The 19,845-nt window shown below is 41.7% G+C and carries 12 protein-coding genes; 6 read left to right on the top strand and 6 right to left on the bottom strand.

Annotated features, from left to right (window positions below; all coding sequences use genetic code 11):
• The first annotated feature begins 3 nt into the window (after window positions 1-3).
• The 6 genes from FTV41_RS07170 (at window position 4) to FTV41_RS07145 (ending at window position 5,237) form a co-directional block, all read left to right on the top strand.
• A complete protein-coding gene (locus tag FTV41_RS07170; RefSeq protein WP_154321101.1) occupies window positions 4-1,845 on the top strand; it encodes a monovalent cation:proton antiporter-2 (CPA2) family protein in 1,842 nt (613 codons plus the stop codon).
• A 50-nt stretch (window positions 1,846-1,895) separates the two neighbouring features.
• The gene (gene hslO, locus FTV41_RS07165; protein WP_004975941.1) at window positions 1,896-2,771 is read left to right on the top strand and encodes an Hsp33 family molecular chaperone HslO; all 876 of its coding nucleotides are present in this window, start codon (window positions 1,896-1,898) and stop codon (window positions 2,769-2,771) included.
• Between the two features lie 258 nt (window positions 2,772-3,029).
• On the top strand, window positions 3,030-3,494 hold the full coding sequence (locus FTV41_RS07160) for a DUF2147 domain-containing protein (RefSeq protein WP_179996335.1): 465 nt from the start codon (window positions 3,030-3,032) through the stop codon (window positions 3,492-3,494).
• A 209-nt stretch (window positions 3,495-3,703) separates the two neighbouring features.
• Window positions 3,704-4,165 carry a DUF2147 domain-containing protein gene (locus tag FTV41_RS07155; protein WP_004975935.1) on the top strand — a complete coding sequence of 154 codons (462 nt, stop codon included), beginning with the start codon at window positions 3,704-3,706 and terminating at the stop codon, window positions 4,163-4,165.
• A gap of 382 nt (window positions 4,166-4,547) precedes the next feature.
• Window positions 4,548-4,883 (top strand): chaperone modulator CbpM, encoded by a 336-nt coding sequence (locus tag FTV41_RS07150; RefSeq protein WP_096901332.1) that lies wholly within the window; start codon window positions 4,548-4,550, stop codon window positions 4,881-4,883.
• Between the two features lie 90 nt (window positions 4,884-4,973).
• Window positions 4,974-5,237 (top strand): YdcH family protein, encoded by a 264-nt coding sequence (locus FTV41_RS07145; RefSeq protein ID WP_179996334.1) that lies wholly within the window; start codon window positions 4,974-4,976, stop codon window positions 5,235-5,237.
• 286 nt (window positions 5,238-5,523) lie between these two features.
• Here the strand turns inward: FTV41_RS07145 and FTV41_RS07140 are convergent, their stop codons facing one another.
• The 6 genes from FTV41_RS07140 to FTV41_RS07115 form a co-directional block, all read right to left on the bottom strand.
• Window positions 5,524-6,762 carry a magnesium transporter CorA family protein gene (locus FTV41_RS07140; RefSeq protein WP_179996333.1) on the bottom strand — a complete coding sequence of 413 codons (1,239 nt, stop codon included), beginning with the start codon at window positions 6,760-6,762 and terminating at the stop codon, window positions 5,524-5,526.
• A gap of 223 nt (window positions 6,763-6,985) precedes the next feature.
• Window positions 6,986-9,073, bottom strand: coding sequence for a polyribonucleotide nucleotidyltransferase (pnp, locus tag FTV41_RS07135; protein ID WP_171257431.1), 2,088 nt, complete (start codon window positions 9,071-9,073; stop codon window positions 6,986-6,988).
• Window positions 9,074-9,334: 261 nt separating this feature from the next.
• On the bottom strand, window positions 9,335-9,604 hold the full coding sequence (gene rpsO / locus FTV41_RS07130; protein ID WP_004975922.1) for a 30S ribosomal protein S15: 270 nt from the start codon (window positions 9,602-9,604) through the stop codon (window positions 9,335-9,337).
• A gap of 821 nt (window positions 9,605-10,425) precedes the next feature.
• On the bottom strand, window positions 10,426-12,168 hold the full coding sequence (gene recD, locus FTV41_RS07125; protein WP_218945162.1) for an exodeoxyribonuclease V subunit alpha: 1,743 nt from the start codon (window positions 12,166-12,168) through the stop codon (window positions 10,426-10,428).
• A 109-nt stretch (window positions 12,169-12,277) separates the two neighbouring features.
• Window positions 12,278-15,997: a UvrD-helicase domain-containing protein gene (locus FTV41_RS07120; protein WP_179996356.1), complete on the bottom strand. Its 3,720-nt coding sequence runs from the start codon at window positions 15,995-15,997 to the stop codon at window positions 12,278-12,280.
• A gap of 44 nt (window positions 15,998-16,041) precedes the next feature.
• Window positions 16,042-19,782: an exodeoxyribonuclease V subunit gamma gene (locus FTV41_RS07115; RefSeq protein WP_179996331.1), complete on the bottom strand. Its 3,741-nt coding sequence runs from the start codon at window positions 19,780-19,782 to the stop codon at window positions 16,042-16,044.
• Between the last annotated feature and the right edge of the window lie 63 nt (window positions 19,783-19,845).

The following is a 19,845-nucleotide window of genomic DNA, read 5'->3' as shown; positions in this document are numbered from 1 at the left end:
CACATGTCCTTATTGTTACAAATAACCATTTTTCTAGGCGCTTCATTGGTTTTGGTTCCCTTACTAAAACGCTTTGGTATTGCGACCGTATTGGGCTATTTGTTTACAGGCATTTTGCTAGGGCCTAGCGTATTCAATATTGCCAGCGACCCCGATGATATTCAGGAACTGGCAGAATATGGTGTGGTGTTCCTGATGTTTATTATTGGCTTAGAACTGCGTCCACAACGGCTGTGGGAAATGCGCAAGCCCATTTTTGTTTTGGGTAGTTTACAGGTCGGCATCACGGGTATTCTACTTGCAATCTTGGCTTTTTTTGCCTTACAGCAAGGCATTGCCTCAAGTGTGGTGATAGGTTTTGCACTGGCACTTTCCTCTACAGCCTTTGTGCTACAAATGTTGCAAGAAAAGCAGCAACTCAACAGCAGTTATGGACAACAATCCTTTTCCATTCTGCTGTTTCAAGATATTGCCGCCATTCCTTTAATTGCCATCATTCCCATGTTAGCAGGTGCAGAATCGACTCATCATGGCATTGCTTATTTTGCTGCAATCATGGCGACCTTTAGCGGTTTGTTCTTATTTAGCCGTTATCTCATGCGTCCATTTTTTCGTTTTGTGGCTAAAAGTGGCGCACATGAACTGATCACTGCTGTCGGTTTATTCATTGTACTTGGCGTGGTCAGCATTATGGATGTGCTGGGCATTAGCACCACCTTAGGTGCATTTTTAACAGGCGTATTGTTGGCAGATTCCGAATTTAGACATGAGTTAGAAGCCAGTATTGCCCCATTCAAAGGCTTATTGCTAGGCTTATTTTTTATGACCGTCGGGATGAGCACCGAACTGGCAATCTTAATGAATACCCCTTGGCTGATTGTAGGCGGTGCATTGCTGCTCCTGCTCATCAAACTGATTAGCCTCACGGCCATTGCCCGTTATTTCCAATATTCTTGGCGCAATAGTTTGTTGTTGGCGACTTGCTTGGCACAAGGCGGTGAGTTTGCCTTTGTGGTGCTCAGTGTCGCACAAAGTGAAAGTGTGCTCAGCCAGGCCATGCTGCAACCACTGACCTTAATTGTGACTTTGTCGATGGTGTTGACCCCAATTTTATATTGGTTGATGAGCAGTCAAATTATTCCTCGCTTAGAACGTGAAAAATCGCCTGAATATGACGAAATTCCCGATACACATCACCCTATGATTATTGCGGGTTTTGGTCGTTTTGGACAAATTATTGCCCGTGTGGCGTACTTGCAGCATCTGCACTTTACTGCCATCGACAGCAATATGGATAAAATTGATTTTGTGCGGAATTACGGCGGTAAAGTCTATTATGGCGATGCCACTCAACCTGAAATTTTACGTGCCGCAGGCATCGAGCATGCCAAAATCTTTATTCTAGCCATTGATGATATTGAAGACTCAATGAACGTGGCACGGCATATTCGCCTGAATTATCCAGCGCTAAAATTACTGGTACGCGCTCGTGATCGTCATCATGTGCACTTATTGCGCGATTTAGGCGTTACCTATATTTGGCGTGAAACGTATTTATCCTCTTTAGGCATGGCCTATCAGGCTTTGCGCGATTTGGGCATTAATGAAAAAGATGCCTATAAAAGCATTGAGTTGTTCCGTGATTATGATGAACAACTCTTGGCACAACAGCAGCACATTTATACCGATGAACAAAAAGTATATGAAACCCATCGTAACGCTTTGGCAGAACTGGAACACCTGTTTGAAAGTGATGCACAAAACCGTGAAATGCCCTTGGGTGTCGATTTAAAACGCGGCTTGCATAGCAGTCATATTGATGTAACACGTGATGCAGCAAACTGACTTGTGTTTTACAATATTGCCACCATTAAAACAGGGTTATGGAGAATTTTATGTCTGATTTACGCCAACGCTTTTTTATTGAAGATAGCCCTGTTCGTGGTGAAGTAGTTCATCTCGAAGAAGCTTTGCAAACCATTTTGAAACAACGTGATTATGTGCCTGCGGTACAAGTGTTGTTGGGAGAAATGCTTTGCGCCACTGCCCTACTGGCCAGTACCCTAAAAATTAAAGGGCGTATTAGCTTACAAATTCAGGCATCTGGCACATTTAAATGGGCCATGGCGGAATGTAACCACTTGGGTGAAGTGCGTGCGTTGGCAGACTACGAACAAGACCCGCGCTTTTTAAGCGCTGAAGACAGCAGTACCGTCCTGAAAAGTTTGGTCAGTCCTGTACTGTTTATTAATATCGAGCCTGAATTTGGTGAGCGTTATCAAGGTATTGTGCCTTTGGACAAAGCCAATTTAGCTGAATGTTTAATGCAGTATTACGACTTATCGGCACAAATTCCAACTCGTATTGTGTTGGCAAGCAATGCCGAACGTGCGGGCGGTTTACTGATTCAATTGTTGCCGCGTAACAGTGAAGAAGAACAACAACGGGTCGATGAAGATTTATGGCCGCGTGTGACCATGCTGACTGAAACCTTAAAAGCGGAAGAATTGACTGATTTAGACGTCAATGAAATTTTGTACCGTTTATACAATGAAGAACAAGTGCGTTTGCCTGAAGTGGAAGCCTTACGTTTTGGTTGCACTTGCTCCAAAGAGCGCTGTGCCAATGCCTTAATGCAAATTGGTGTTGCTGCGGTACGTGAAACTTTGGAACATCAGAACCCTATTACTATGGATTGTCAATTCTGCAGCACACAATATAGCTTTAGTGCCGAAGAAGCCTTAGGTTTATTTGGAGAACATCTCAGTTAAATGGCATGGTGAATACCATGATTAATATGTGATGTAATGCTGAAAATTCATCAAAAATGAGCAGTACATTCTGCTCATTTTTTATTTACGTGATGACCATCGTCAAAACCTATTATTTTATTACTTTTCATGTGATTAATTTCACAAAACTTTCATGCAATTACTAGAAAATACCGCGTAAATTAGGTATAAATAATCCCATATTTTTTTTATGCCTTTATATATTTTAGGCTGCTTCTTCTCTGGGATATTGATTTTATGAACACCCTGTTCTTTTCTCGTTTAGCATTCATCAGCGCGATTTGCTGTTCAAGTTTAGCTTATGCAGCCAATGCAGACCCACTTTTGGGCAAATGGAAAACATTAGACTACCGCACAGGTTTTTCATTGTCTGACGTAGTCATGAGTAAAGATAAACAAGGTGCGTATGCCGCTACGATTATAGAACTACGTGCGGTTCCTGGCGCACCGCGTTTGGAAAATTGCACACTCTGTACGGGTAAAAATAAAGATAAGCCACTGTTAGGTTTTGTGCAATTAAGTCACTTAAAAGCTACGCCAAGCAATCAAATTGAATTTTATGAAGGTGACTATTTAGACCCGCGCACAGGTAAACAATATAAAACTCGTGCACGTTTAAGCAGCAATGGCAAACATTTAACCCTTTATAATGTAGACCTTGCCACCAATGCCAGCCGCAAAATGACGTGGGTGAAATACTGATATTATTCCTCACCAATGCGATAAAAGCTGTGTTCTGCACACTTTTATCGGAATGATTAGATTTAAATTACCAACTCCATAACACTTATATCTTTTCCTGCCTGACATCTCACACTGCTCAATTTGCTTGTTTATTACATTCTTGCTATAAAACCCGAAATAGAATTTTTACTCTATTTTTTAAAATAACAATTTTGGGGATGCTGTTCATGAAAATAAATTTCAGAGGGATTTTTGCGGGTTTCGTTTTAACAACCCTCTCAAGTGTTGGCTTTGCAGAAAGCGATCTACTGGTCGGTAAATGGAAAACCATTGATGACCGCACAGGTTATTCACGTGCCGATGTCGAAATTCGCAAAAAGCCAGATGGCACTTATGAAGGCATTATCGTGGAAACCCGTAATATTCCAGGTGCAGAAAAAATGGTGATTTGTAGCAATTGTCCAGGTAACTTAAAGAATAAACCTTTTATTGGCTTGCCATTTATTTGGGGCTTTAAACAAGATGCTAAAAACCCACGTGAATTTAACCAAGGTCATGTTTTAGACCCAATTGGCGGTAAAGTTTATAAAGGCAAAGCTCGTTTAAGCGCTAACGGTAAGCGCCTCACCTTACGTGGCTATGTAGGTGTTTCAGTGATTGGTCGCAGCGTGACTTGGGTAAAATACTAATTCCAAAAACTAAGATATTGATTTACAGGGTTCTTTTTAAAGAGCCCTTTTTATTACCAAATTTTGAAACAATCCTTTTAAACACCGTACGACCGTTCAATCCAAAATATTGAAATAAAGGATGGCATTGAATAAAAAATAGACTAATATCTATAAGACATCTATACGCACAAGCCAAATTGACACATCAATATAACAGGCGTGAGCACAGCAAAGGGTTGGCTGAATTTCACCAAAGGAATACAAATAAAAGATTCTATTACAGCGTACACAGGCTAAATTAAAGAGAATCACTTATTGGATATCCACCAATTATTGATGTAAAGCAATCCCTCATTTCAGGCGAGCCAACTCGTTTGAATTCGATCAGAAGGAGTATGCCATGACCACTATTTTATATCGTGAAATCACTTCAGACGGACAGCACACAGAAATTATTGAAGAATTTACCCAGTTAGATTTAAAAAAATTTGCCGAAGCGTGTGGGCAAAGCCCTGAATGGGTCTTACAACTTTTAGAATATGACATCCTGCCTTCCCGCCCTGCCGAACGTATCCACCAATTTTTTGGTGAAGATATCAACCGTGCACGCCAAGCCTATCGGCTGCAACGTGATTTTGATGCCAGTTTTTCAGCTGTCGCCATGATGCTTGACCTGATTGATGAAGTGCAAAAATTACGTAAAGAAGTTAAACATCTGAATTTTCAACATAGTTAATCCTCACGCTCTAGTTGTGTGATTCATCACCTTGCTAGAGCGTTTTTCTTTCTATGCCCGTAAATTTTTTTGATGAGAATGATTGCCACAATGAAGACCAAAGACTGCAACAAAAAGATTAAAAACATGTTCCCTGAATTTCGTGATTTAATTCAGGTATTACGTGACAGCAATCCACATTTTTCAAAAATTTTTGAAGACCATGAACAGCTTGATCGTGAGATTATCCAACTTGAGCTTGATCCTGTGCATCAGATTAATGATGACATTGAAGCGCTGAAACGCAAAAAATTAAGACTGAAAGATGAAATGTATCACTTGCTGCTTAAAGCGCAAAATGATCAATTAGCTTAAAAGCTCATACAAGTCTAAACCGTACATCTAAATGCAATGATATGCAGGACACAGCAAGAAAAGGCAAAAAGCAAAAAAGATGGCATATTCAAATCTGAAGCTAGTGTTCAAAAATCTGCCATCTTGAGCTAAATGTCTGACTATCCTGCTCAATCTGTGGATAAGCTTATCAGTCCTATGGATAACTTTTGAGGTCTGTGGACAACTTTTATCAACGAATTATCTTGTGACATATATTGGATGTGGAACTCAATTTATCACCACATCTGCAAGTCTATCTTCTGGATTATTTAATTTTAGTCAGTTTTTCGACTTCTTTAATGGTGCCTTTCACGGTTTGCTTAATGGGTTCATAGTCTAAAAACCAAAATAAATTCATGGGTTGGTCATTATGTTGCTGTGCCAACATATCAATCACACTTTTTTCACCCAGACCGACAAGGTGCCTACGATAAAAATAATACAGCAACAACAAAGTAGTCATCACCATTACCCCAAGCATGATCCAAAAGGCCTGTGCGTGTTTCAGCCCCGGCATAAACTCAAAGTTCATACCATACACCCCTGTAAATAAAGTCAAAGGTGCAAAAACTGCGGTAATGATGGCTAAAATCCGCATGTTTTCATTGGTCTGGTTGGCAATAGCAGAAAAATGCAGATCAATTGCGGTTTGCACTGCAGAGCGTAAGCGAATGGTATGCTTTTGAATTCGTTCAATGTGACTGGTCAAATCATCCAAACGTACCAAAATAATATCCTGCCGTTCACTACGTTTTTTGCCACGTAAATGTGGGTAGTTATCGACAATTTCATCACGCAATTCCTGCAAGGCTTCTATTTGCTCTTCACATAAATTTTCAACTTGCTGAAACGCCATATTTTCTTGCAGCAATTGATGCCAACGGGTAAAACGACGATGTCCCTGCAACAACTCTTGTTGCCAATATTCCACACGGCGGGTTAGCGGCATGCGAATATCCAAGTAATCATCCGCTACCAAATTCAGTAAACGCAACGTTAAATCTAATGGTGTTGCTGCCAGTTTGCGTGCTTTATTCTGTTCTTCAATCGGGCGTTGTACCGCTGCTTCCACACGTGACAAATAGCTTTCCATGACTTTATTGCCCTGTTCCCGCACACTAATCAAAATCTGCGGTGTCATAATAAAGCTCATCGGCGTAGTGGCCAGTCCAAAAATCCGTTCATGTTTCTCCCCGACTTGTTGCCCTGTTGCAATACGGTCTTCGGGTGTGATCAGTTTACGGAAAATCAATAAGTCATAATCATCTAAAGTATCAAACGCACATGGATGCTCTATATTTAAAATATCGCGCACATGATATTCATTGAGCGATAATTGACTGTACTGAAAAATCTCTTGTTGCCACTGTTCTGCACGGTTAAGCACATCATCACGGGTGCAATCAATCCAGATAAATTCAGGCTCAAGCCCTTCAATTGCCTGTTTTTGCACATAAATATTGGTTTTATGATTGGTATGCAGATAAAAATAATAACTTTGCATAGAACGGGCACTCTATTTCAGTTTTTTTGTACGGTTTTTTGAGATTTTAAGATGTACTCAGTTTAAGCATGGATCAGGCTTCTTTTCAAATACATGCTGTAATTTATGCCGCTTTTCATACAACAAAGATGGTTTGTACGATGCAACAAAATTTTTAGCATAAAAAAACCCGCATTCAGATTGAATACGGGTTTTTTGACCATTTCAGATCATCAACACAGCATTACGCTTGTTCGATATCTTTCATAGTTAATTTGATACGACCACGGTTGTCTACATCAGCAACCTGTACTTTCACTTCCTGACCTTCTTTCAACACGTCTGCAACGTTGGCAATACGCTCATTTGAAATTTGAGAAATGTGAAGTAAACCGTCAGTACCCGGAAGGATATTTACGAACGCACCGAATTCAACAATACGGATTACTTTACCTGTGTAAATTGTACCCGGCTCGATTTCAGCAGTTAAAGCCTGAATTTTTGCAACAGCAGCTTGTGCAGCAGCTTTGGTTTCACCAAATACGCGCACTGTACCGTTGTCTTCAATATCAATTGCCGCTTTAGTTTCTTCAGTAATTTGGCGGATGGTAGCACCACCTTTACCAATTACATCACGAATTTTGTCTGGGTTGATGTTAATCACTTGGAAAGTTGGCGCATGCATTGAAATTTCTGGACGCGCACGTGAAATCACTTGGTTCATTGCATTTAAGATATGCATACGACCTGCATAAGCTTGGTTTAATGCAACTTCCATGATTTCTTCAGTGATGCCTTCAATCTTGATGTCCATTTGCAATGCAGTAATACCGTTGGCAGAACCCGCAACTTTAAAGTCCATGTCGCCAAGGTGGTCTTCATCACCCAAAATGTCAGAAAGTACAGCGAAACGCTCGCCTTCTTTCACTAAGCCCATTGCGATACCCGCAACTGGTGCTTTCAATGGAACACCTGCATCCATAAGTGATAACGATGCACCACAAACAGACGCCATAGAAGATGAACCGTTTGATTCAGTGATGTCCGATACGATACGAATCACATACGGGAAGCGATCTGCTGCAGGAAGAACTGCTTGCACACCACGACGTGCCAAACGACCATGACCAATTTCACGACGTTTAGGGCCAGATTCACGACCTGTTTCACCTACTGAATATGCAGGGAAGTTGTAGTGCAACATGAAGTTGTCAGTTTTAGTACCCGATAAGGTATCAACCATCAAGGCATCACGTGTATTACCTAAAGTGGTGGTAACCAAAGCCTGAGTTTCACCACGGGTAAACAATGCAGAACCGTGCGCACGGTCTAGAACGCCAACCTGTACGTCAAGCGCACGAACGGTTTTGGTGTCACGACCATCAATACGTGGTTTACCAGACAAGATGTTGTCACGTACGGTACGGTATTTAAGATCTTCAAAGAGTTCGTTCAAGTCATCTGCAATGCCAGTTTCGTCATTTTCAGGAACGAATTGCGCAACTGCTTCTGCTTGAAGTGCATCTAATGCAGCATAACGGTCTTGTTTGATCGCAATGGTGTACGCTTCAGAAATTTTTGCTTCAAACGCTTCTTTTAGTTTTGCACGAAGGTCTTCGTTTTTCTCTGGAGCAGTCCAAGTTGACTCAGTTGCACCTGCAGCCGCAGCAAATTCTTTGATCGCTTGAATCGCGATTTGCATTTCGTCATGACCGTAAAGCACTGCGCCTAACATTTGGTCTTCTGAAAGTTCTTTTGCTTCAGATTCAACCATCAATACAGCAGATTCTGTACCTGCAACCACAAGGTCAAGGTCAGATTGCGCCATTTGTTCAAAGTTCGGGTTAAGCACGTATTCGCCGTTGATTAAACCCACACGCGCCGCACCAATTGGGCCACGGAACGGTGTACCTGCAATTGCAAGTGCAGCAGACGTACCTAACATTGCAGCAATGTCAGCTTCCATGGTTTTGTCAGAAGATACAACAGTCGCAGTAACTTGAATTTCGTTGTAGTAACCTTCTGGGAACAACGGACGAATTGGACGGTCAATTAAACGTGAAATTAAAGTTTCTGCTTCAGAAGCACGGCCTTCACGCTTACCATAACCACCTGGGATACGACCTGCAGCATATTGTTTTTCTTGATAGTTAACAGTCAGTGGGAAGAAATCTTGACCCGCTTTTGCTGTTGGTTGAGCAACCACTGCAACCAATACAGTCACGCCACCCATAGTAATCATTACCGTGTTGGCTTGACGCGCTACACGACCAGTTTCAAGTACAACTTGGTGCTGACCAAATTGGAATTCTTTACGAATAATATTAAACATCGACATGTTTTATTTTTTCCTAGTTCTTGTGAACAATTATTCTCGTGGAGACCCCTAAGGTTTGGCATTCACAATACAATTGTTTAGGTAAATGACAAAGCTTAGAAGCCGACCTCACTCGAATGAAACACGATTTTTAAACACAAAGAAGGAGCGAATCATTCGCCCCTTCCACTGATCTAGCCAAGGCTAGATATACTTTAGTTTTCAGTAATACAGCATTCAACATGCAATAGTCCGAAAATAAAAGCTTAAATCGAATTAACGACGTAAACCTAAAGCAGCAATCAATGCGCTGTAACGAGTCACATCTTTGCCTTTAAGGTAGTCAAGTAACTTACGACGTTGGTTAACCATACGGATTAGACCGCGACGGCTATGGTGGTCGTGTTTGTGCTCTTTGAAGTGACCTTGTAAGTCATTGATTTGAGCAGTTAAAAGCGCTACTTGAACTTCTGGTGAACCAGTGTCGTTTTCAGCACGAGCAAATTTAGCGATGATCTCTGCGCGATCTGCGTTTGTTAAAGCCATTCGATTTCTCCGAGATGCTTAATAAAAAGATTTGATACCGATCAATTGATTGCTCAATTGACTGCCGTGCATCACTACAGCAAGGGCATTATTTTAAGGCAAAAACGTGCCGATTGCAAAACAGAACGACAAACAAGCACTTTTAATTTTGAGATGTACCAATAAAAGTATGATTTATGCTAAGGGTATACACATCATGTTAGGTATAAAGTGTCTAAGGAAAATAAATATACAATTGTATATGATTGATAATATGTAATATTTTGCCAACTGCTTTTCATCCACTGGAATATTTTGCCGTTAAAATAAAACAGCCCGAGCATAGCTCGGGCTGTTTTTTGCGCTGTAGTTTCTTGTCTTATTATTCTTATTGTCTTGTTTATTGTGGTTATTTGCGCGTTTTCGCGTCTTATTCTCTGAACATTCCTGTTCTTGCTTTCACGTCCTTGTGTGGTAGATTTTGCCACAATACTAAAGTGAAAGAAGTCGTATTTCTCGTATCTGTTTGTAAGCTTTTTCTTACAACAGGTAAGCATTGTCAGCATTTTGCAAATCACCCAAACTTACAGGCATAAAAAAGCCCTGTAGTCTCTCCCAAAACTACAAGGCTTAGCGGCTGTAAGTTTCCTCTTCTCACTCACGTCCTGTCAGTTCGCTGTCTTTCGACATTTATCGTTATTATTCTGCGATTATGCTCAACTATCCCTATTGAGCTTTTTATGTGAAGTCATCTTCTCAAAAAGATCTTGAAATCTCTATGCGCAAATTTCTCGAATCAATGTAAGCCATTTCGTACAAAACCATCTCTTATTCAGTTTTACTTAACAATCCAAAGCGTCATTAATTCTGGCTAATAAACCACTGCTGCGACGGGTACGAATCATCAAAGCTTGCTGCAAAGCTTGCGTATCCACCAACAAACTTACGACTTTTTTAGCACGGGTAATGGCAGTGTAGATCAGCTCCTTACTCAGCAAGTTTTTTGCCGCAGCATCCAACACCACAGCTGTATGAGTAAATTCAGAACCTTGCGATTTATGAATAGTAAGTACAAATGCGGTTTCAATATTTTTAGGTAAGCGTGTTGCAGGCACCCACTTATTTAAACTTGGAAAATATACTTCAAACTGGCGCTGATCATTCTGCTCTCGCATAAAACAGATGCCAATATCACCATTCGACAACCCCAGTTGATAATCGTTATAGGTCATCATGACGGGGCGTCCTGCATACCAATCGCCATGTTTGGTTTGTTTTAACTGTTGCAACAAGCGTTTTTCAATCTGCAAATTCAGTTGTTGTAAACCCAAATGACCATGACGAATTGCGGTTAAAATACGGTAATCATCAAATACATTCACCACATTCTCAACATGCGCTTGAAATGCTGTACTGGATTGTTCCAAGCCTAAAGTATGTGCTTTTAATACCGCTACATAAGCCTGATAACCATACATCAGCTGATCATAATAATGTGCTAAATCTTCCGCTGAAATTTGCCCATTTTGCTGAGGTAAATATTGCAGTTGTAGGGCATCTATTTCGACTTGCTTAAATTGAATTGGCTTTAATTCGCCCGCTGCCACGACTTGCTGTTCAAACTCAGCCAAAACCTGTGCAGAAGAATGTTCTTGCTGAATAAACTTCGCCATTGCACCAATTTTTGCACCTTCGGCAAAACGGCGTGTAGTCACTAAATTGACACGGTTATTTGCCAACTCAGGCACTTGCTGTAAATCAGCCAATACCGTACCGACATCGACTGAAGCCAATTGATTAGCATCGCCCAACAGAATTAAACGTGCCTGCGCAGGAATGGCAGCCAATAACATCTGTGACAGGCTTAAATCCAGCATCGACGCTTCATCGACCACAATCACGTCATAAGGTAGAGGTTGTTTAGCGTGAAAACGTGGCTTGCCTGTATTGCCTAAGCCCAATAAACGATGCAAAGTCACGGGTCGTAATTGACGTAAAGCATCGACATTAAACATTTGTAAAGCTTGACTATTCAAGGCATTTTGCAAAGCTTCATCCATCCGCTGTGCCGCTTTGCCTGTTGGTGCAGCCATCGCAATCCGAATATTTGGCAAAGCTTGATTAAGCACCGCAACAATATGCGCCAAAGTATAGGTTTTTCCTGTACCTGGCCCACCAGTGATAATACTTAAACTTTGAGTTGCCGCAGTCTGTAACGCTTTTTGCTGCTGTGGATCTTGCAATAAATTAAGCTGTTCGGCTTGTAATTCAAAGGACAAAGGCGGCTGCGCCTGAATCCGTAAAATATCGCTAGCAACCTGATGTTCCAGTTTCCAGTAGCGATACAAATACAAACGCTGCCCATCAAATACAAACGGTGCAATTTGTGGATCAGGATTTAAAGCGCTACGCTGCAAGTTCATGTGCAAATGTTGCAATGCCGCCACTTGTTCTGCGGTTGCAGGAATACAGCTATCCCCTTGCTGAATAGCATCGAGTACCTGTTGCATCAAAATTTGCGCTGAAGCATCAAAAGTGACATTGCTAAATGGCGGCTGACATAGGTAATCCATCCACGCCTGCATTGGCGTTTGAGCTGAATTTAAGTGAATATGCTTGTTTTCCACACAGTTATCCTCAAAGTTATCCACAGGATAAGCAATTGTTTTATTAAGTCGATAAGCTGACTTAGCGTTATTTTTTAAGTTCAAAGTAACCCAATATTTGATCTAGTTGCAGAATAAATTCCGCATCTGGCCGCCAATGACAAACCCCTTGCCCTGCTTGCCCCTGCATACCACGCAAATACAAATAACTGGCTCCACCCAAATGTTGCCGAATATCATAATCTTGCAAACGACTGCTCAAATAACGGTGCAACGCCACCAAATACAAGGCCGCTTGTAACCAATAACTCGATTGGGTCATGTTGTGTTCAAGGTTGGTTTTTTCATAATCGCGCTGATCGGCACCCAAATAATTACTCTTATAGTCGGCAATGTGATAACACTGCCCATCAAAATAAACCAAGTCAATTGAGCCTGTCAGATAACGCGCAGTAGCGGCTTCATTTAAATCTTGAATAGGATGTCCCGCATCTTCAAACAATTGCTGAATTGCTTGAATAAATAAGCGCTGATCTGCCAACGCCAAATAGAATGGAAACTCTGATAAATAATGTGCAGTAGATAAGGCGGAAAGCTGGAAAGTATCGTGCAAAGGAGTATTCAACACATCCTTCAGCCACTCGGTCATGTGCGCAAAAATATCTGCTTCCTGCACAGTCGCGCTGCCTTTGGCAGTGTCGAGTTTTGCAATCAAATCTACCAATAACACATCTGAATTAAACTCTTTGTCGTTATGAAAACGGCGTTTGACTTCTTCAAAAATGTCATCATGACTGGCTTGAAAGTCGATATATTCAAAGAGTTTATGTAAAAAACTCCCCGCTTGAGTACCACGCTGAAAATTAGCTTTGATCCATGCAATCGGTTGAGCCACCTGTACGATTTCCTGTTCCGTTTCGACAGGTTCCTGATTGATTTCGTCGGCAGCAGCAGCCTGCTCCTCGCTTGCCAATGCCAAAGTATCGCTACGCATGGCGGCAGGTAAATGTTGTGCCAAGCCACTAAAACTGGTTTTGGTTCGTGGATAAAAGCGACGCTGCGGAAAATCTGCAGCTTCAATCTTAATTTCTTGCACTTGTTCAAGTTGTAATGCTGCCGCCAATTGTGTCAGAGGTGCTTCATCACAGCTCCATGCTGCTGCAATTTCTGCTGAACTTGGCGCTTGTAAACGCCAGACATTTAAACCAGCAGATTTTGGTGCAGCCTCTTTTTTACCTTCTTTTGCAGGCGTAGGCTGTTTTAGCATCGCATAGACCCGATAACTGGCACGGGTGAGTGCCACATACCAAAGCCGATTCAACTCTGCCAAACGGCGCTCACTGTGCTGCTGCATTGCTGTGGCATCTATGTCTTTATGTTTAATGGCAATGATACGTTGCTCAATGCCTTGCTCTTCCTGCGTTGCAAACACCAAAGCAGACTTGTCAGATTTGGGCGGCTGATCTGCCGACATCAAAAAGACCACTTTAAACTCCAAGCCTTTGGACTGGTGAATGGTCATCAATTTCACGCCTGCCGCATTAGAAAGTTTTCGTTCAATTTCCCAATCGCGTTTGGCAGGTGATTCAACTTGCTGTAAATACCAGTAATACAGCATGTAAGCCCCTTGATGGCGTTCACTTTGACGACTCAGCAATTCGGTTAAATGGCGTAAATTCACCACATGCCGTTCATTGTCAAAACTGCGTTTTGCCACCAAATTTTCCCAAATTTTAAATAAGTTCAGGCAGTAATTCCATGCGGTTAAAAAGCCTTTATTGACCCACATTTCCCGAATGCAGTCGAAGTCATAAATAAACTGACCTAACCCCTGTTGCTCAAGTTCAATCAACTGTTGCAGGTTATAACCCAATAAACGTGTCAGTAAGGCACGCTTGACCTTGGCTTCATCATAAGGATGTAAAATTGCAGTTAAAATTGCCGCCACATCTTTGGCTAAAAAGCCTGTAAAAACACTGCGCTGGCTACTTCTATTGACCTGAATTCCAATCCGCTCAAGCTCGTATTGGGCTTGATCTAGCTTTTGATGACTGGTCGATAAAATGGCAATATCATCAGCTTGCAAAGCAACTTTGCCTTCAGAATGATCAAAATATAAATCGCCTGCGATACCTTGATTTAATAACGCGCGAATTTTCCATGCAATTTGAATGGATTCATCCTGATCATGTTCCACCGTCACCCAACGCAGCGGTGCAGGATTGACCTGTTGCCGATCCATTAAAGCAGGATGAGGACGTGAACCTGCAATGACAGGTTCATAAATCACTTTTTCACCAAAAGCGGGTTGGCGTTGAAATAGCTCGTCCACCACACAGACCAACTCTTTCACTGAACGATGATTTTGTCTGAGTGAATAAATGCGACCTTGCTTTTTCAGCACGTCATCACGGGCATTGTTATAGGTCAGCATATCGCCACCGCGAAAACCATAAATCGCCTGCTTAGGATCGCCCACCATAATCATGCAACCGCGCGCATACCACTTCGGATTACGCCAAATTTGCGCCAGCATGTCGTCTTGATCTTGGTTAGTATCCTGAAACTCATCCACCAAAATCAGTGGATAACGGGTATGCACAAACTGCGCAAAACGCTGCCCACGTTCGCCCTGCAACGCTTCGGCTAAGCTGCGAATTTGTTGGGCAAAAGTGGTTTCCCCTTTTTGCTGTAAAAGTTGCGGTAAACGCTGCTTGACGTGTTGTACCAAATAGAATTTTAAATTGGTATCCACCAATTCAATTTGACGCTCAAAATTAAGTTTGGCATCCACAACTGCTTTAATTTTTCGGATTACAGGATGATCAAAAAAAGCATCTTGCACCTCTTGCGTACATGGCGCTTTCGCTTTGTTAAAAATTGATTTTCTGAGCTTACCGTCTTGGTTCAAATATAGTGCAAAGACCGCATTAAACAATGCGGCAAGATGTGAATTAAAATAATGTTCTAAAGGGCTGTGCTTAATTTTTTCAATCAGTTTTGGCAAAGTCACTGTAAATAGTGGCTGCAACCCCTTCTTATCACTCCCCGCGACATAATGGGAAAAATTAAAGCTATATTCACCATCATAATATTCTTTTAATTCTTCAATTTGCGTCATGGTGATACTGGCTAAATTCTGCAACGCCTCTGCTAAATCCTGAACCTCCAACTGTGCCTGATCTATGCCTTGAATCTCTGCCGATGCAAAATTTAAACTGGTATTGACCAAACCCTCATAATTGGCTGCCGATTTCAACCGCCCACATAACAGCATATAGTCCACAACATGCTGAGGCTGTGCCTGAATCCATTCACGCAGCACATCATGCACCAATTGTTCGGTATAGACCGATGCTTGGTCAGTAATATTGGCGCGCTCAATTTTGCCACTTTCAAAGGAAAATTCACGCAATAATTTTTGGCTAAAGCTATCCAGCGTTCCGACAAATAATTCATCGAGTTGTGCAATCACCAACTTCAAACGTGAACTGGCATAGTCCAGTTTTAAACGATATTTCTGCAAAATATGTTTGAGTAAAGGGTCTTGTAGTTGTGTAATTTTCTCTGCAAGGGCACGCTGATCTAAAGACTGGTTTAAACACTGATCGATATATTGTTGGGTTTCAAGCAAACGTGCACGAATACGACTTTTTAGCTCGGCTGCTGCGGCACGGGTAAATGTGGTCGCAATCACCTGATTAGGCAAATAATCTTTCAGGAAAATCCGCACCATCAAACTAGATAAAGTATAGGTTTTTCCTGTACCTGCCGATGCTTCAATCCAATGCAAGCCTTTAAATTGCATCTCTTGAATTGGGTCATAACAAATTGGGAATGGGCTAGATGAGTTCACGCAGATTCCCCTTGTTTTTGAAGATTTTTCGCAGATTCATAATTTTCAATGATGGGCTGATACAGTCGATGGCTATATTGCTGAAATGCCTCAATCAACAACGGTTCAGTTTCACTGTCTTGAAAAATAAATGACCAGTCTGGGTGATTTTTCTCACTTTCATCAATAAAGCTCCTCCTAGCACCGTCATGCCAATGTTTTACGAAGCTTTCCATATTCAAAACCTGATCGGACTGAGCTTCATCCCACTGAATTTCAAATTCTTTTTTATCTTTCATTTTTAAAACCAAAGCCGCAGGCAATAACACAGGATATTGCTGTGCGTGTTTCCAGAACTCAAACCACTGGGCTAAATACTCGTGTGCTTGCTGTGCATTGATATTGGCAAAATGAATCACCGCATCTTTACACACCACAATCCGCTCTAAATCTTGTTGTTCTGTGTTCTGATACGCCACCCAGAACAGATATTCCAACCACACTTCGGCATATTTTCTTGGTCTGGCACTCGCTGCCACCACGCTGCACCAAAGCTTTGTCGGCTGTTCAGGCACTTGAATACGAATATGCAAATGCGGATTCATTTTCCAAAGCTGTTGCGTTGTTGCGGTTGCCTCATCTGCAAACTGCTGCAGTATGTCACGTAAATATTGCTGTTCTTGCAGTCCCGTTTTAAACGTGGCATTTAAAGTTTTGCCCACAGGTAAAGTATCTTGCAACAAGCTTTCTGCATCTTGCGTGCCATGTTGGAGTAAAAAATCACGCACACTATATTTTTCCAAGCCATTTAAAATCAGTGGCTCATGGTTCATTGCAGCAGTGTCGGATTGTAAATTTTCGACTCCAATCGCTTTTAAATAGGCACGTGCAGGGAAACATACATCTCGAATCCATTGCATACTGTCGAGTACCACCACGTCTTGTGGCAATAATGGATATTCACCAAACCATGCTTCGCGTGGTGTGGTTTCTTGCTGCATTTGTTTGGCAACCCGATACCATTGATCTTTAAAGCGAACTTCACGGCTTTCGGCAAAACGCAGTTGATCAAAAGGTTGCAAACTATGTAAGTGATAAAGAGATTTCAATTGTGCGGGAATCTCGACACCATTCAAATTTAAGCGTGAATCGCTAGCTTCATCGGGATGTTTCACAATCAACTCCAAATGCTGCACAAATTCCTGCACCAGCACGGATGGATCACGTACCTCACCATCGCTGACATCAAAACCGTTATAAAATAACCAAACACTGTCTTGCGCCAACAATAAACTATCTAAAAATGCCCCTTGATCATCCTCAATGCGTGAACGATCTCCGAGTTGTGGTTTTAATAATTGCATCAAATCAAAAGCCAATTGCTGGTCACGACTTGGGAACACGCCATTGTCCAAATTCAGCATCACAATCAGCTTATACGGCAGTGGACGAATTGCACCAATTTGGCTAAAGGTAATGGCGCCCGATGGACTGGCTTGTTCGAGTTGGGTTTCGAGCTGGGCTGAAATTTCTTGCAGAATATAATCCAGCGGTAAGCTTAAATGACGCAAATCTTGACCCGACTGCACATCAAAATAACTGGCTAAGGTCAGCATACGGTCATGTTTTTGCACCAAACTAAACACCGATGCCAACACATCTACCCCTGCATCCTGAAACTCACTCAGGTCTTGCATCAGTTGTTTAAGCCAATATTCCACCGTTTTGGCTTGCCCCAATTCATGCTGAATTAGCCAATCACGGCGCTGTGCAAAATCCTGATAAATTTGAACCAGTTTAAAAATCAATTCAAAATCGCTACTTTGCACATCGGCATAACTTAAAGTGTGCTGAACCACGCAATGCTCTGGCACTGCAACGCCCAAAGCCAAACGATCTAAAGCAAACTTTAAGCTGAACCGATAATCTTGATCATCTGCACTCAGGCTGCGTTTTAAATGCTCGGCATCTAAACCACGTTTAAAACCTGCATTGGCCAACAACTCATTCATGCGCTCAATATTGTTTAAATTCAAGGCATAACGCTGTTGTGTGGCAGCTAAACTCAACCAGTCACCAAACTCCTCAAAGCTAAAACGTCCTTGTACCAACGCTATACGCCCAACCACCGCACGCCAAGCATTGTGAATATCTAAAGAGCTGATACCTGCTATTTGAATAGGCAAATACACACTATCTTGACTGAGTTGATGCCCTAAAGTAGCTTGATTCTGCTGTGCTTTTTGTTGTCCTTTCTGATAGAGATCACGCTCACTTGGCGGTGCAGCAAATACGCTGCGAATTAAAGACTCTTGTTCTTTGAGTTTCGGACTCAATACCAAAATATCACTGGCTTGGCGGCTGTCATCTTGTCCTAGCCATGCAATTAAACGATCTTTGAGTACCTCAAGCTGACGTAAACTTGAATGACACACATGAATTTGCAATGACTCATCGGCAGGATCTAAGTCATACGCCTGCGCGACTGGCTCAACCAAATTCAATACATCCGATTGAATTTTACCCAGTAAATGCTGCGGCTCTTCTTCAGGAAAAAGATCATACCACTCGCCTTCATCACCACTTGACAACGCCGCCAATAAAGAAAAGTGATCACGTGCCTGTTTACCAAAGCGTGTCAGCAAAGGATGATGTGACTCGCGCATATCGGCATTAAATTCGCCATTATATTTTTTGATATATGCAGCAATATCATCATCACTTACGGTTTTATTTTGACTTTCCATCTCACGAATAAAACGACTTTTGATTCGCGCATCCATGTTTAATTTCCACTTAGGATCGACCATGTCTGCCCAATATTCTTGCGATGGGTTGTAATGCAGAATAAAAATATCCATATACTGCGCCAAACGGCGGATAAACAGCAACTGACTTGGCGGCAAATCCAATAAGGTAAAAATCACCAACTGTTTGGGTAATTTGTTAATACACGAATTTGGATTTTCAGGCTCGCCCAAAGCTTGCCAAAATTGCAGATCAATCTCCTGCATTTTTTCAAAATCTGCATGAAAAATATGCAACCACAACCAACTTTGCCATTGCTCTAACTCTTCGGCCTGCTCTTGAGTAAATGCGGCTATTTCCAATGCCGCTTGTTTTTCTTCTTCACTCTCAAAGTTTTTAGGGATATAAATTTGCTGCTTTAAATTCAGGCGTTTTTGCTGTCCCCAAACCGCCAACCAATTGCTTTGGCATTGGCAGACACCTTCGCAGCCTTTTTGACAAAAACCACGATAAACCATGTAATTGCTAAATAAACGTGAAACTTTATCTGCCACCCAATACAGCATGTTTTGCTTTTTGAGCTGCTTTTCTAAACCCTGTGACAATTGCTCTGCGCTGTCATAAATTCGCTGAATCAAACGATGTAAAGCATGCTCGGCAGGAAGTGGGTTTTGTTCGTGTTGTATCCACGGTTGCAAGTCATAAAACACACGCCATTGCATCACAATACGCGGAATATTTGCCTGACGTACCCGATCTTTATCGTCTAAAACTGCCTGATAAGCCGCCCATTGAAAGGCACGAATACGATGATGAAATTCAGTATTGGCACTAATGCCTTTTTGCTCGGCTATTTTTTCCGTCAGCCACTTTTCTACTGCCACTGAAGGCACAATAAAATGCTGGGTTTGTAGCACCTGAAGCGGATTCGATGTCGGTTGACGTATGGTTTTCAGCATTTCATTGACTAAAACTTCTATACGTTGGCTTTGTATGACATGAATCGCCATAAGGTATCCTTTAATTTATTTTGAATAAGAATGTATTAAATGTACTAGAAGGCCGTTGATCTA

This window comes from Acinetobacter sp. YH16051, assembly GCF_013417135.1.
Classification (GTDB): domain Bacteria; phylum Pseudomonadota; class Gammaproteobacteria; order Pseudomonadales; family Moraxellaceae; genus Acinetobacter; species Acinetobacter towneri.
This window is presented reverse-complemented; position numbering and strand designations above follow the sequence as displayed.

Bases quoted from the DNA above. Each gene is read 5' to 3' on its own strand.
- FTV41_RS07155 (WP_004975935.1), top strand. From the start codon at position 3,704: ATGAAAATAAATTTCAGAGGGATTTTTGCGGGTTTCGTTTTAACAACC.
- rpsO (WP_004975922.1), bottom strand. From the start codon at position 9,604: ATGGCTTTAACAAACGCAGATCGCGCAGAGATCATCGCTAAATTTGCT.
- FTV41_RS07160 (WP_179996335.1), top strand. From the start codon at position 3,030: ATGAACACCCTGTTCTTTTCTCGTTTAGCATTCATCAGCGCGATTTGC.
- hslO (WP_004975941.1), top strand. From the start codon at position 1,896: ATGTCTGATTTACGCCAACGCTTTTTTATTGAAGATAGCCCTGTTCGT.
- FTV41_RS07150 (WP_096901332.1), top strand. From the start codon at position 4,548: ATGACCACTATTTTATATCGTGAAATCACTTCAGACGGACAGCACACA.
- recD (WP_218945162.1), bottom strand. From the start codon at position 12,168: ATGCAGGCGTGGATGGATTACCTATGTCAGCCGCCATTTAGCAATGTC.
- FTV41_RS07170 (WP_154321101.1), top strand. From the start codon at position 4: ATGTCCTTATTGTTACAAATAACCATTTTTCTAGGCGCTTCATTGGTT.
- pnp (WP_171257431.1), bottom strand. From the start codon at position 9,073: ATGTTTAATATTATTCGTAAAGAATTCCAATTTGGTCAGCACCAAGTT.
- FTV41_RS07140 (WP_179996333.1), bottom strand. From the start codon at position 6,762: ATGCAAAGTTATTATTTTTATCTGCATACCAATCATAAAACCAATATT.
- FTV41_RS07115 (WP_179996331.1), bottom strand. From the start codon at position 19,782: ATGGCGATTCATGTCATACAAAGCCAACGTATAGAAGTTTTAGTCAAT.
- FTV41_RS07120 (WP_179996356.1), bottom strand. From the start codon at position 15,997: ATGCAATTTAAAGGCTTGCATTGGATTGAAGCATCGGCAGGTACAGGA.
- FTV41_RS07145 (WP_179996334.1), top strand. From the start codon at position 4,974: ATGAAGACCAAAGACTGCAACAAAAAGATTAAAAACATGTTCCCTGAA.